General features: G+C 68.8%; 11 protein-coding genes. 4 read left to right on the top strand and 7 right to left on the bottom strand.

Annotated features, from left to right (window positions below):
• The coding region (locus tag ACXRVZ_RS23670) for a M24B family metallopeptidase (RefSeq protein ID WP_458232894.1) at positions 1-1,550 on the bottom strand (1,550 nt) is incomplete at its 3' end.
• 405 nt (positions 1,551-1,955) lie between these two features.
• On the opposite strand from ACXRVZ_RS23670, the gene ACXRVZ_RS23665 reads away from it, so the two are divergent.
• Both ACXRVZ_RS23665 and ACXRVZ_RS23660 read left to right on the top strand, forming a co-directional pair.
• Positions 1,956-2,198: a hypothetical protein gene (locus ACXRVZ_RS23665; RefSeq protein ID WP_457423275.1), complete on the top strand. Its 243-nt coding sequence runs from the start codon at positions 1,956-1,958 to the stop codon at positions 2,196-2,198.
• Positions 2,191-4,092, top strand: coding sequence for an AAA family ATPase (locus ACXRVZ_RS23660; RefSeq protein WP_457423273.1), 1,902 nt, complete (start codon positions 2,191-2,193; stop codon positions 4,090-4,092). The genes ACXRVZ_RS23665 and ACXRVZ_RS23660 overlap by 8 nt, the downstream gene beginning before the upstream one ends.
• Here ACXRVZ_RS23660 and ACXRVZ_RS23655 read toward each other — a convergent pair.
• The 4 genes from ACXRVZ_RS23655 to kynB are packed head-to-tail and all read right to left on the bottom strand — an operon-like array spanning position 4,089 to position 7,952.
• Complete coding sequence (locus ACXRVZ_RS23655) at positions 4,089-5,189, bottom strand: hypothetical protein (protein WP_458232893.1); 1,101 nt, start codon at positions 5,187-5,189, stop codon at positions 4,089-4,091. The two genes, ACXRVZ_RS23660 and ACXRVZ_RS23655, sit on opposite strands and share 4 nt — an antisense overlap.
• Complete coding sequence (kynA, locus tag ACXRVZ_RS23650; RefSeq protein WP_458232892.1) at positions 5,186-6,013, bottom strand: tryptophan 2,3-dioxygenase; 828 nt, start codon at positions 6,011-6,013, stop codon at positions 5,186-5,188. The genes ACXRVZ_RS23655 and kynA overlap by 4 nt, the downstream gene beginning before the upstream one ends.
• A 2-nt stretch (positions 6,014-6,015) precedes the next feature.
• On the bottom strand, positions 6,016-7,269 hold the full coding sequence (kynU, locus tag ACXRVZ_RS23645; RefSeq protein ID WP_458232891.1) for a kynureninase: 1,254 nt from the start codon (positions 7,267-7,269) through the stop codon (positions 6,016-6,018).
• Positions 7,266-7,952 carry an arylformamidase gene (kynB, locus tag ACXRVZ_RS23640; protein WP_457423266.1) on the bottom strand — a complete coding sequence of 229 codons (687 nt, stop codon included), beginning with the start codon at positions 7,950-7,952 and terminating at the stop codon, positions 7,266-7,268. The genes kynU and kynB overlap by 4 nt, the downstream gene beginning before the upstream one ends.
• Before the next feature lie 97 nt (positions 7,953-8,049).
• Between kynB and ACXRVZ_RS23635 the strand changes: the two genes are divergently transcribed.
• The gene (locus ACXRVZ_RS23635) at positions 8,050-8,823 is read left to right on the top strand and encodes a hypothetical protein (RefSeq protein ID WP_457423264.1); all 774 of its coding nucleotides are present in this window, start codon (positions 8,050-8,052) and stop codon (positions 8,821-8,823) included.
• A gap of 12 nt (positions 8,824-8,835) precedes the next feature.
• Here the strand turns inward: ACXRVZ_RS23635 and ACXRVZ_RS23630 are convergent, their stop codons facing one another.
• Entirely contained in the window at positions 8,836-9,954 is a 1,119-nt protein-coding gene (locus ACXRVZ_RS23630) for an ABC transporter substrate-binding protein (protein ID WP_457423262.1), read from the bottom strand.
• A gap of 311 nt (positions 9,955-10,265) precedes the next feature.
• Between ACXRVZ_RS23630 and ACXRVZ_RS23625 the strand changes: the two genes are divergently transcribed.
• Positions 10,266-12,260, top strand: coding sequence for an ATP-binding protein (locus ACXRVZ_RS23625; RefSeq protein WP_457423260.1), 1,995 nt, complete (start codon positions 10,266-10,268; stop codon positions 12,258-12,260).
• A 172-nt stretch (positions 12,261-12,432) separates the two neighbouring features.
• Here the strand turns inward: ACXRVZ_RS23625 and ACXRVZ_RS23620 are convergent, their stop codons facing one another.
• Positions 12,433-12,981: a hypothetical protein gene (locus tag ACXRVZ_RS23620; protein ID WP_457423258.1), complete on the bottom strand. Its 549-nt coding sequence runs from the start codon at positions 12,979-12,981 to the stop codon at positions 12,433-12,435.
• Positions 12,982-13,047: the final 66 nt, after the last annotated feature.

Here is a 13,047-nt window from a genome sequence, read left to right as displayed (position 1 = left end):
GGTCGGTACAGGCCCGGCTCGATGGAGGTGATCATGCCGGGCTCCATCGCCATGGTCGCCTCGGGGATGGCCTTGCTGATGCTCTGCGGGCCTTCGTGCACGTTCATGAAGTAGCCCACGCCGTGGCCGGTGCCGTGGCCATAGTCCAGGCCGTGCTCCCAAAGCGGCGCGCGGGCGATGGCGTCCAGCATGGGGCTGAGCGTGCCGCGCGGGAAGCGGGTGCGCGACAAAGCCAGCGTGCCCTTGAGCACCAGTGTGTAGTCGCGCTTCTGCGCCGCGTTGACGGTGCCAATGGGCCAGACGCGCGTGATGTCCGTCGTGCCGCCGAGGTACTGGCCGCCGGAGTCGATCAGCAGCAGGCCGTCGCCGGCGATCTGCGCGAAGGACTCGGGCGTGGCGCGGTAGTGGGGCTGGGCGCCGTTGGCCATCCAGCCGGCTATTGTTGAGAAGCTCAAGCCGACGAAGCCCTTGCGCTTCTTGCGCTGCGCCGAGAGCTTGGTGTCCACGTCCAGCTCGCTCCAGCGTTCGCCACGCGCCAGCGACGCCTCGAACTCGGCATAGAACTCGCACATCGCTGCGCCGTCCTCGGCCATGGCCTCCCGGATGAACACCGCCTCGGCCGGCGTCTTGCGGCTCTTCAGCAGCGTGCTTGGGTTGATCTGCTCGACAACTTTGACGCTCGCCGGCACGGCCTCGCGCAGGCCCAGCGTCACGCGCCTGGGGTCGATCAGCAGCGTGGCGTCGGCCGGCAGCGCGGCCAAAGCCGCTGCGGCCTGGTCATAGGCCGCGAGTTGGATGCCATCGGCGTTCAGGCGCGCGGCCACGTCAGCGGGCACCTTGCCGCTGCCAATGAAGAGGCGGCCACCCGTCGTGTCCAGCAGCAGGTGGGCGATGAAGACCGGGTTGCATTCCACGTCGCTGCCGCGCAGGTTCAGCAGCCAGGCCACGTCGTCCACGGTCGAGATGAGGTGGTGGGTGGCGCTCACGCTCGCCATCGCCGCGCGCACGCGGGCCAGCTTGTCGGCGCGGCTCACGGCGGCTTGCGGCGGCAGGTGTTCGTAGACGGGTTCAAGCGGCAGGCTGGGGCGGTCGTCCCAGGCTTGGCTCAGCAGGTCGGCGTCGGTGCGCAGTGTGATGCCCTTGCGGCCCAGCCCGGCGCGCAGCGCATTGGCCAGCGCCAGGCCCAGCACCTGGCCGTCCACGGCCAGCACCTGGCCGGCCTGCAGGTCCTGGGCGATCCAGTCGATGTATTGCGTGGACGCGCCCGAGTTCGTCTTCTGCAGTTCTATGCCGCTGCCGGCGAGCTGCGCCTCGGCCTGGGCCCAGTAGCGGCTGTCGGCAAACAGCGCGGCGCGGTCGCGCGTGACAACCAGGCTGCCCATGGAGCCGGTGAAGCCCGACAGCCACTCGCGGCCCTGCCAGCGGCCGGGCAGGTACTCGGAGAGATGCGGGTCGCTGCTCGGCACGAGCACGGCGTGCACGTTCTGGGCGATCAGGGCGTCGCGCAGGCGCTCGATGCGCAGGCGGGTTTCGGAGGTGCGGGTGTCCATGGCGTCAGGACCTCATTGAGAGACCCGCGCCGGGTGGGCGCCGGGTCGTGGAAGGGGGTGCTGCGATTGTAGGAGTCGGGGCCGCGTCGTTCAGGGCGACTGGCTCGGACCATCATCGCCTTCGAGCGTTGGCGTGCGTTGGCATGCCGCAACGCAGCAGGCTCGTGCGGCTTGCGCAGTCGCGCTAACGCCTCCATCATCCGGCCCCTTGCTGAAGGCGCCCCACGACAGCGCCCGCAAAACGGAGATCCCTGCTATGTCCTCCCTGTTCATTTCGACGATCGACTGAACACGGTTCCCGAGCCCCGGCTGGACCGTGTCTGTTCACAGATACGGCCTCAGACCGCGCTGGCTAAGCAAAGCCCCGAGTCCACTGAGCCGGGGCTTTTGCTTTTCGGAAACCGAATGAGTGCACAACTCCGTTCCCGCGCCCTCCAGGAGGGGCGGGTCAAGGCCCTGCGCCGCATGAAACAGCCGATGACGCTGGTGCTCGAAACGAGCTCCGGTGCGCGCGACCCCGTCGCACGTGCACTGGCCCAGCGCGGCTTGCGTGGCGCAGGTCAACACATCCAAAGCCGCGGCGCCCAGCGCCGTGCCGACCGCGTGGCGCTGCTGGCGCTGCTGCGAAGAAAGGATTGGGATGACTGATTCCCAGAATGAATTGCGTGTGCAGCTGGCGCAGAGAAACCAGCAGCTGCAGGACGTCGCCGCCCAGCTCAAGACCGAGCTGTTCGGCATCGATGCAATCATCGACCGCGTCATTGACTCGGTGCGTGCGTGGTACGTGCTGCCCGAACTGGTGGCGCGGCCCGTCATCGTCTGCCTCTGGGGCCTGACCGGCACGGGCAAGACCCAGCTGGTGCGCCGCCTGGCGCAGCTGCTGGGCTTTTACGACCGCTTCGTGGAAGTGCAGATGGACGGCTTCTCGAATGGTGCGAGCTGGCGCGGTGCGCAGAGCATCTCGGGCATGCTGGCGCAGAGCGGCGTGCGCGAGGGCGAGCCGGGCATCCTGGCGTTGGACGAGTTCCAGCGCTTTCGCACCATCGACGGCAAGCGCAACGAGATGCGCGTGGAGCGTTACCAGGATGTCTGGACGCTGCTGTCCGACGGTCGCCTGGCGCCGGCGCTCTCGCTGCTGGGCGACATCGAGTCGGCCATCGCCGAGGCCGCGTTCGACGCCGAGCGGGCTGATGCTGACGACGCCAAGCTGCGGTTCAAGCTCAGCAGCTGGGACGCGAAGGAACTGCGGCGCACCCTCAAGCTCGACGTGCCGCTGCTGGAGATCATGGCCTGGAAGCCCGAGCAGATCCAGGCGCGCCTGCACGCCTTCCGGGAGAGCGGCCAGCAGCAATGGGACACCGACTACAGCCGGCTGCTCGTCTTCGTCTGCGGCAACCTCGACGAGATGTATGAGGACCTCGCCACCAGCGTGGACGACTGCGACAGCGATGCCGATACCTTCCACGCGGTGACGGCCAAGCTCACCGTCATCGACGTGAAGCAGGCGCTGAACCAGCGCTTCAAGCCCGAGCAGGTGGCGCGGCTGGGCAACGAGCATGTGGTGTATCCGTCGCTGTCGCGCAGCGCGTATGAGCAGCTGATCGCGCAGGGCTGTGCGCGCTATGTCGGCGAGACCGAGGCGCGCTGCGGCTTGCACTTCGATTTGGCCGCCAGCGTGCGCGAGCAGATCTACGCCAACGCGGTGTTCCCCGCCCAGGGCACGCGGCCGCTGTTCTCCTCGCTGCACGCCATCCTCGGTGCCGGCCTGGCCAAGGCCGCGCTGTGGGCGCTGGAGCGCGGCGCGGCGGCGGGCGACAGCGTGGGCCTAACGGCCGATGGCCGCAGCCTGATCGCGCATTGGCACGGACAGTCTCAGCCCATAGCCGCTCCCTTCGAGATCAGCCGCCTGCGCGAGCGCAACAACGCGGACTTCCGCGCGCTGCTCGCGGTGCACGAGGCTGGCCATGGCCTGGTGCATGCGCTGCTGTTCGGCCGCGCGCCGACGGAGATCAAGATCCACGTCGCCAGCTTCGAGGGCGGCTACAACGCCTACACCTCGCGCAAGGTGTGGTCGCGCCAGAACCTGCTGGACTCCACCTGCACCAGCCTCGCCGGCCGCGCGGCCGAGTTGCTGGTGTTTGGCCCGGAGCTGAGCTCCAGCGGCGCCGAGAGCGATTTGCGCAAGGCCACCGAGACGGCCGCGCGCATGCTGCGCCACCTCGGCCATGGCGAACGCATCAGCCGCATCGACGTGTCCGTCAGCAGCGAAGACAACCTCTGCACCGACGCGGACGCCAGCAACGCGCCCATCGAAGCCTTGCTGCAGGGCGAGCATGCGCGTGCCTCGCAGCTGCTCGAAATGCACTGCGGCGCACTGCTGGCGCTGGTGGACGAGTTGATGGCGCACGGCCAGGTCACGCCGGCACGGTTCGCGGCGGTGGTGGGGTGGCCGCTGGGCATGCCGGAGGACGCGCTGGACCCGTATGCCGGGCGGCTGGCGGCGTTCCGGGTGGAGGCGAAGCGGGAGCGGCTGAGGGCTTAGAAGGCTGCTGTCAGGCTCAGGTCCGCCGCGGGGCTGAGTTTGTCCTTGTGCATGCTCATCACGGCATGGGCGTAGACGGCAATGTCAATCCTCAATGGCCCGCTCTGCCAGCCCAGGCCGGCCGTGGGCGCCACGGGCGCGGGCAGCTTGAGGCGGCCGGAGTCGCTGGAGTGGATGCGCAGCGGGACGAGGGCGCCGACGCGCCACGCCCAATCGCCCGTGCGGTGCTCGGCGCCGAAGCGCAGCACCTGCAGGTCGATCTGCGTGCTGCCGTAGCTGCCGTGCGTCGATTCGAAATCGCCCGTCACCGTGGTCGCGCCCGTCCAGCGCCAGGCCAGGCCGGCCGCCAGCTTGCGCGGGAAGTGGGCTTGCGTCGTTGACTCCCGGGTGCCGGCGGCGTCGGTCGTCACGGTGTGGATGTCGAGCTTGGTACTCAGGTCGCTGGCCTGCACGCCCAGCGTCAGGTCGGGGCTGAACTGGTAGCGCAGGCCTACGCCATAGGCGTAGGCCTTGGCGCCGGTGGACTGCACCGTGTAGCCGTTGGACTCCGCATGCACGCCGCAGAAATTGGACTTGCAGTCGATGCGGTCCACGTAGACGCCGACGGACCACGGCCCCGCCGACGGCGCGAGGGCCACCGCGTAGCGCCAGGTCTTGGTCTTGCTGTCGATGTCGCCGTCGAAGTTGCCCGACACGCCGGGCAGCAGGAAGCGCAGGAACAGGCTTTCGAAGTCGGCGTCGGTGTAGACGCCGCTGGCCCGGGCGTGGATGCGCGGGTAGAAGCTGCCCGCCACCGTGGCCTTGAAGCCCCAATGCTCCGGCAGCGGCAGCCGCCAGGCTGCGCCGATGAAGTTGTAGGCGTGCAGCTTGGCGTTGAGTTGACGCGAGATGCTGACCTCCAACCCCTGCACCCCCAGCAGGCCGGCGGGGTTGGTGTAGATCGAGTACAGGTCGTCCGCCGCCGCCACGCCCGCGCCCGCCYGGGCCACCCAGCGCGGGCCGATTCCGGCACCGGTGTCCACGCCTTCGGCCTGGAAGTTGCGGTCGGCCGCGTGGGCTGAACTGGCGGCAAACAGCGCGAGTGCGGCGCGCCTCACAGCTCCGTCCTCAATGCCCAAAGCTCCGGGAACAGCACCACGTCCAGCATCTTGCGCAGATAGCTCACGCCACCCGTGCCGCCCGTGCCGCGCTTGAAGCCGATGACGCGCTCCACCGTGGTGACGTGGCGGAAGCGCCAGAGGCGGAAGGCGTCCTCCAGGTCCACCAGCTCCTCGCCCATCTGGTAGAGGTCCCAGTGGTCCTTGGGTGCGCGGTAGACCACCAGCCAGGCGTCCTTCACGCCGTCGTCGGCGGCGTAGGGTTGCGTCCAGTCGCGCTGCGTGTGCGTGGCCGGCACGGCGATGCCGCGTCGCGCCATCAGCTTCAGCACCTCGTCGTAGAGCGACGGGGCTGCGTAGGCCTCCTGCACCTGTGCCAGCAGGTCGGGCCGGTGCTCGTGGGGTTTGAGCATGGCCGCGTTCTTGTTGCCCAGCAGGAACTCGATGCGCCGGTACTGCGCGCTCTGGAATCCGCTGCTCTTGGCCAGGTAGGGCCGCACGGCGCTGTACTCGGGCGGCGTCATCGTCGCCAGCACGTCCCAGGCGTGGACGAGCTGCTCCATGATGCGCGACACCCGGGCCAGCATCTTGAAGGCCTCGGGCAGGCGGTCCGCAGCCACATTGCCGATGGCCGCGTGCAGCTCGTGCAGCATCAGCTTCATCCACAGCTCGGACGTCTGGTGCTGCACGATGAACAGCATCTCGTTGTGGTCGGGCGAGAGCGGCTTCTGGGCGCTGAGGATGGCGTCGAGCTGCAGGTAGTCGCCGTAGCTCATCTCCTTGGAGAAGTCGAGCTGGGCGCCGTGGTGTTCGGTGGTGCTCACGATCAGGTCACCTTGCTGCGGCTGGTGAACTGAGGGGCGTCCCAAGAGCGTGATTCGAGGATCTGGCCCAGCACCTCGACGCCCCGCGCCACGTCGGCAAAGCCGTTGTACAGCGGCGCGAAGCCGAAGCGCAGCAGCTCCGGGTCACCGGTGCGGAAGTCGCCGATGACGCCGTGGTGGATCAGCGCCTGCATGACGGCATAGCCGTCGATCCCCTGCGGCAGCGAGAACGACACCTGCGAACCACGCAGCGCCGCCTCGCGCGGCGTGGCTATTGCCGCGCCCGGCACGCGCTGCTCCACGCCGCCGATGAACGCCTCGGTCAGCGCCAGCGATTTGTTGCGCAGTGCCTTCATGCCGCCCAGCTTCTGYGCGGCGTCGTAGACGTCCAGCGCCGTGTCCAGCCCGGTCATGGACAGCACGGCCGGCGTGCCGCACTGGTACTGCTGGATGCCCGGCGCGGGCTGGTACTCGCTGTCGAAGTCGAAGGGGTTGGCATGGCCCAGCCAACCCGTCAGCGGCTGCCACACCTGGCCTTCGTGGCGTGGGTGCATCCACACGAAGGCCGGCGCACCGGGGCCGCCGTTCAGGTATTTGTAGCCGCAGCCGATGGCGAAGTCGGCCGCGCTGCCCAGCAGGTCGATGGGCACGATGCCGGCGCTGTGCGCCAGGTCCCACACGGCCAGCGCGCCGGCCTGGTGGGCCCAGCGCGTCAGCAGCCCCATGTCGTGCATGCGGCCGCTGCGGTAGTTCACATGGGTGAGCATCAGCACGGCGCAGCGCTCGTCCAGCAGGGGCGGGATGTCCTCCGGCGTCTCGGCCAGGATCAGCTCGCCGCCGTGCGCGCGGGCCACGCTCTGGGCGATGTAGTTGTCGGTCGGGAAGTTGCTGCGCTCGCTGACGATGACGCGGCGCTGGCCCTGCTGCAGCTGCAGCGCGGCGTGCAGCACCTTGTAGAGGCTCACCGAGGTCGAGTCCGCCACCAGCACCTCGCCGGGCCGCGCGCCCAGCCAGGGCGCCAGCCGGTCGCCCAGGCGGCGCGGCAGGTCGATCCAGCCGGCCGTGTTCCAGCTCTTGATCAGGCCCTGGCCCCACTCCTGTTCCACCGCGCGCTGGATGCGCTCGGGCGTGGCGCGGGGCAGGGCGCCCAGGGAGTTGCCGTCCAGGTAGGTGATGCCTTCGGGCAACGTGAAGAGGTCGCGCAGCGAGCGCAGGGGGTCGGCGGCATCGAGCCGCTTGGCTTCTTCGATATTCATGGCAGTTCCCTCAGGATGGCGCGCACGGGCGATGCGCAGGCGCCTTGGAGTTTCAGGGGCAGGGCGATCAGCTCGTAATCGCCCTCGGGCACGTCGTCGAGCACCAGGTTCTCCAGCACGCGCAGGTCCAGGCGGCGCAACTGCTGGTGGCTGCTCAGCGCCTTGGAGTCGGCCGGGTCGACGCTGGGCGTGTCGATGCCGACCAGCCGCACGCCGCGCGCGGCCAGCCAGGCGATGGCCTCGGGCGCATAGGCCGTGAAGGCGGGGTTCCACACCGTGTCGGCCCGCTCGCAGCAGCGCACCAGCACGCGGGGTGGCAGGTCGGCTTCAGCGTGCCGTAGATGCTCGACCGTGATCAGCGGTGCGGCGCCAATGGCGTGGATGACGCGGCAGCGGCCCAGATAGGTGTCCAGCGGCACGTCGGCAATCGCAGGTGCGTCGTTGGCGTAATGCAGCGGGGCATCCGCATGCGCGCCGACGTGGGGCGACATCGTGATGGCGCTCAGGTTGACCGGGCAGTCGGGCGACAGCTGGGCCGTCCAGCGCAGGCTGTAGGGCTCGTCGCCCGGGAAGATGGGCGCGTCGGGCGCGACGGTGGGGGAGATGTCCCAGATGCGCAGCGGCGTGCGCGGCTGGGCGCGGGGTGGGGAGAAGGGCGGGGAGAGGGGGGTGGAACTGCTCATGGCGGCGGGACCATAGCGGCGGCRGGTGCATCGTGGTGTCGGTTAATTCCAACTCCCTGTCAACCCGAGCCATAGGCGCGACGAGACACTCGCTGCCGTGAAGACCATCGTCTATCAATCCTTCCGCACCGAGCGCGTGCCGGCCTGGATCACCAGTTGCATGGCCACCGTCAAGGCCTGGGCGGCGGCCCGGGGCTATGACTACCGCTTCTACGACGACGGCTTCCTGGCCCGCGCGCCCGACTGGTTCCGCGCCAAGGCCCGGCACGAGATCTGCCCCGTCACCGACCTGGCCCGCCTCCTCGTCGCCAAGGAGCTGCTGGCCGAAGGCTGGCAGCGCACCATCTGGGTCGACGCCGACATGCTGGTCTTCTGCCCCGAGGCGTTGCAGGTCGCGCCGGAGAGCGGCTTCGTGCTGTGCCATGAACTCTGGCTTTATACCGACCCCGCCGGGGCCCGCCGCGTCAGCCACCGCTTCAACAACTCGGTGGCCGCCTTCTGCGCCGGCAGCCTGCACCTGGACTTTTTCATCGACGCCTGCGTGCGCATCGCCCGCCAGCGCGACACCCTCGGCAAGCTCGACGTCGGCACGAACTTTTTGTCCCAGCTGCGCCAGATCCTGCCCTTTCCGCTGCTCGACAACGTCGGCATGCTCAGCCCGGCCTTCATGGCCGAGATCGCGGCCGGGCAGCCGGCCGGTGTGGTCGAGTACATGCAGGCGCTGCCCGGGCCGCTGGCCAGCGTGAACCTGTGCGGGTCGCTGCAGGGGCAGCGGATCCAGGGCGTGGTGGCCGAAGAGGCCTTGTTCGAGGCGGTGGTGGAGCGCTTGCTGGGCAGCGCGGGCCATGTGCTCAACGGGTTGCGGCGCTGAACCGGCCCGGCCTCAGCGCCTGAACTTGCCCGACGGGTCAATGATGGCCAGGTCCACATAGTCCAGGCCGCTGTGGTCCTTGGCGCTGTAGCCCACCTCGATGCCGCCCACGTCGTAGCGGCCCATGTTCTCCAGCGCATCGCGCAGGCTCTGGCGCGTCGGCTGCTTGCCGGCCCGCTTCAGGCCCTCCACCAGCACCTTGGCCGACACATAGCCCTCCACGGTCGTCGGCGTCAGCTCGACACCGGCCTTCTGCGCCGCCTCCAGTGCCTCCTTGATGATGGGCTTGGCCAGCGAGCGCTCGTAGGGGAACACCTGGCTGACGATGACGCCGTAGGCAACGTCGCCCAGGTCCTTGATGAAGCCGGCGGACGCGTTGTTAGACAGCGTGACGAGCTGCGCCGTCGAGCCCGCCGCCCGCACCGCCCTCATGCCCTGCACGACCGCCGTGCCCGAGCCGATGAACAGCACCGCCTGCGGTTGCTTGGCCAGCAGCTTGGGAACGATGGGGCCGAAGTCGGGCTTGGCGCGGTCGTACTTCTCGTGGGCCACGGCCGCCTTGTTCACCTTGCCCAGCCCGGCCAGCGCGCCCACCACCGCGTCCTCGCCGAAAGAGTCGTCCACCTGCACGATGGCGATGCGCTCCACGCCGATCAGGCTCAGATGCTCGATGGCCCGTTCCGCCTCGCGCTGGTAGGTGGCGCGCACGTTGAACAGCCAGGGGTGCACGGGCTTGTGCAGCGCCATCGCGCCGGTGGACGGCGCCACCAGCGGGATCTTGTGCTCGGTCAGCAGCGGCATGACGGCCTGTGTGAGCGGTGTGCCGCGGTTCAGGAAGAGGGCGATCACGCCCTGGTCGATCAGCGCCTTGGCATTGGTCACGGCCAGCTTGGCGTCGAACTTGTCGTCCAGCGACACCAGCGTGAGCTTCTGGCCGTGGACGCCGCCACTGGCGTTGACGATGTCGAAGTAGAGCTTGGCGCCCTGGGTCGCCTCCTTGACGCTGGACGCCACCGTGCCGGTGTGGCCGGCGGTCTGGCCGATGGTGATGTCTGCGTGCGCTGTGGTGGCCAGGGTCATCGCCGTTGTGGCGAGCAGCAGGCGGCTGGCCAGTTGCCGAAGTGAAGTCATGGATGTCTCCGAGTCGCCCCTGGCTGCGGCGGGCTCTGTGGCGCACTTGGCGCGGCCTGCTCGCGGGAATGCAATTCAAGCATGGGCGATGGTGGCGCGGAGCGCTGGCGCGATGTGGATATTGCGTATGTGCTGCGCGGCAACTTGTTACCCCGTCGGCTTTCGCCAGCCCCGCAGACTCCGCTGACAATCGGCAGCGCACCTGTATCCGCCGGAAGATGCCTCCCGCTCCCTCTAACTCCCCGTTGACGCAGCCTGCCACCCCGGCATCCCCCGCCTTCCTCTCCGGTGGCGGTGAGATGGGCGCCCTTATGCGCGCCCATGACTGGTCCAGCTCGTCCCTCGGTGCGCCGAATACCTGGCCGCAGCCGCTGCGCGCGATGGTGCGGCTCATCTTGAACACCGGCCACCCGATGTACATCTGGTGGGGCGCAGAGAACGCCTGCCTGTACAACGACGCCTACCGCGAATGCATCGGCCCGGAGCGCCACCCCGGCTCGCTGGGCCGGCCTGCGCGTGAGGTGTGGGAGGAGATCTGGCCCATCATCGGCCCGCAGATCGAGCAGGTGCGCGAGGGGCGGGGCGCGACGTGGAACGTGAACCACCTGGTGCCGATCACGCGCCACGGGCGCTGCGAGGACGTGTACTGGACCTACAGCTACAGCCCCATCGACGACGAGCACAGCCCGAACGGCATCGGCGGCGTGCTGGTGGTGTGCACGGAGACGACCGAGCAGGTGCTGGCCAACCAGCGCATGGCGGCGGAGCGCGACCAGCTGGGGCAGCTCTTCGAGCAGGCGCCGACGTTCATGACGCTGCTCAGCGGCCCGAGCCACCGGTTCGAGATCGCCAACCCCAGCTACCTGAAGCTGGTGGACCGCGAGGTGGTCGGCAAGACGCTGGCAGAGGCCATGCCGGACGCCGTGGCGCAGGGCTATGGGGCGCTGCTGGACCGTGTCTACGCGACCGGCGAGGCCTACATTGCCAAGGGCGCCAAGTTCATGTCCCAGAGCCGCCCGGGCGAGGCCGCGACGGAGCGCTTCGTGGACTTCGTCTACCAGCCCATCAAGGGCAAGGACGGCACCGTGGTGGGCATCTTCGTCGAAGGCGCGGACGTGACGGACCGCGAGGTGACCGATGCCGCGTTGCGCGCGAACGAGGCCAGGTATCGCGAGCTGTCGCAGGAGCTGGCGGAGTCCAACCGCACCAAGGATGAGTTCCTGGCGACGCTGGCGCACGAGCTGCGCAATCCGCTGGCGGCCATCGGCAATGCGCTGACGCTGCAGCGCCGGGCCCACCATGACCCGCGCATCCTGGATTCGAGCCGCGACATCATGGAGCGCCAGCTGGTGCAGATGGTGCGGCTGATCGACGACTTGATGGACCTCTCGCGCCTGACGCGCGGCCTCGTCGAGCTGAAGCGCGAGCCTCTGTCGCTGATCGGTGTCGTGCGCCAGGCTGTGGCGACCAGCCAGCTGGGCGTGGAGCAGGCTGGCCACCGGCTGACGGCGCATCTGCCCGAGCAGGACTGCATCGTCGACGCTGACGAGACGCGCCTGATCCAGGTGCTGTCCAACCTGATCAGCAACGCCTCCAAGTTCACGCCGCACGGCGGCAGCATCGAGGTGAGCCTGCGCCGCGAGGCAGCGCAGGCAGTGCTGTCGGTGCGCGACGACGGCATCGGAATCCCGCTGGAAATGCTGGACAGCGTGTTCGACATGTTCACACAGGTGCAGCGTTCACACGCACAGGTGGGTGGCGGCCTTGGCATTGGCCTGACGCTGGTGCGCCAACTGGTGGAGCGGCACGGTGGCAGCGTGGAGGCGCGCAGCGCCGGCGTCGGCCAGGGCAGTGAGTTCATCGTGCGGCTACCGCTGGCCGGGCAGGGGCTGGCGGCGCCGGCCAGGGCCGAGGCGGCGCCGGCCGGCTTTGCGTCCACGGGCCTGCGGGTCCTGGTGGCCGACGACAACGCCGACGCGGCCGAGAGCCTGTCGCTGCTGCTCTCGCTGGGCGGTAACGACGTGCGCACGGCCGCGAACGGCACGGAGGCGTTTGAGATCGCGCAGGCGTTCCGGCCGCACGTGATGCTGCTGGACATCGCCATGCCCGGCCTGAGTGGCCACGAGGTCTGCCGCAAGGTGCGCGAGATGCCGTGGGGGCAGGGCGTGCTGATGATCGCCACCAGCGGCTGGGGCCAGGCCGAGGACCGGCGGCGCTCCGCCGAGGCGGGCTTCGACCACCACCTCGTCAAGCCGGTGGACTACGCGGCGGTGGATGCGCTGCTGGCGGCCAAGGCCGGCCACTGAGTCGGCCTGCGGCAGGATTGGCCGCATCGCAAACCGCATTGGCGGGGCGCGCTCTGTGGCCAGCTGTTTGGCGCGGCTGTGCTGCTGGCGGCGATGCGCTCCACGCCGATCAGGCTCAGAGGCGCGATGGATCGGTCCGCCTCGCGTTGGTAGGTGGCCGCAACGCGGAGCCTCAGGTCCGATAGGCTTCACCCGAATCTAGGTGCAGTCGAAAGGGCTCCCACCCGCCCGGCGGGTCCCACTCTGCATCGCCGAAAATCTGCCCATCCTGAACTCGCTGGACGATGACACCATCGACCCCAAGTTCGGATTTCCTCCACAGGAGCCGGCCAGTTCCGTCGAAGCGCAGCAACTCTGACGCCGACGCRACCAACACCGAAGAAGCAAGTTCCGATGACTCAAGATCGCTGGCAGTGAAGAGGTGGCCAAAATAGCCATCGACCGAGTGCGATGCCAAGTCGCCGGTCCTGGGTGAGAACACGGCAACTTGCTGGCCGTAGCCGATGTAAATCAGTTCACCGACGCAGCGCAGGTCCTGAAAGTAGGAATGCCCAACGCCTGCAAGCAAATCAACTCGCCACCGAGGCTTCGTCCCTAGGCTGATCCCAACAGCCGCAACGGCAGACTCCGTTGAGCCGGCAGGGCCGCCCAATACAAAGCGATCGGCGTCGTGCCAGTCGCTAACGGCCTCAGCGGTGATGAATGTTGCCAGCATGCTCATTGCTCACCAGTCTACCGAGGCGCATTCGGTGAGCTGTCAAGGCGGATTGCTCGGACGCTTTGGCGT

It is taken from the genome of Roseateles sp. P5_E8, from assembly GCF_054177665.1.
The sequence above is the reverse complement of the archived record's forward strand: the minus strand, read 5'-3'. Positions and strand labels throughout refer to the sequence as shown.

Coding starts and splice junctions, on each gene's coding strand:
- ACXRVZ_RS23665 (WP_457423275.1), top strand. CDS start 1,956: ATGAGTGCACAACTCCGTTCCCGCGCCCTCCAGGAGGGGCGGGTCAAG.
- ACXRVZ_RS23660 (WP_457423273.1), top strand. CDS start 2,191: ATGACTGATTCCCAGAATGAATTGCGTGTGCAGCTGGCGCAGAGAAAC.
- kynB (WP_457423266.1), bottom strand. CDS start 7,952: ATGAGCAGTTCCACCCCCCTCTCCCCGCCCTTCTCCCCACCCCGCGCC.
- ACXRVZ_RS23630 (WP_457423262.1), bottom strand. CDS start 9,954: ATGACTTCACTTCGGCAACTGGCCAGCCGCCTGCTGCTCGCCACAACG.
- ACXRVZ_RS23625 (WP_457423260.1), top strand. CDS start 10,266: ATGCGCGCCCATGACTGGTCCAGCTCGTCCCTCGGTGCGCCGAATACC.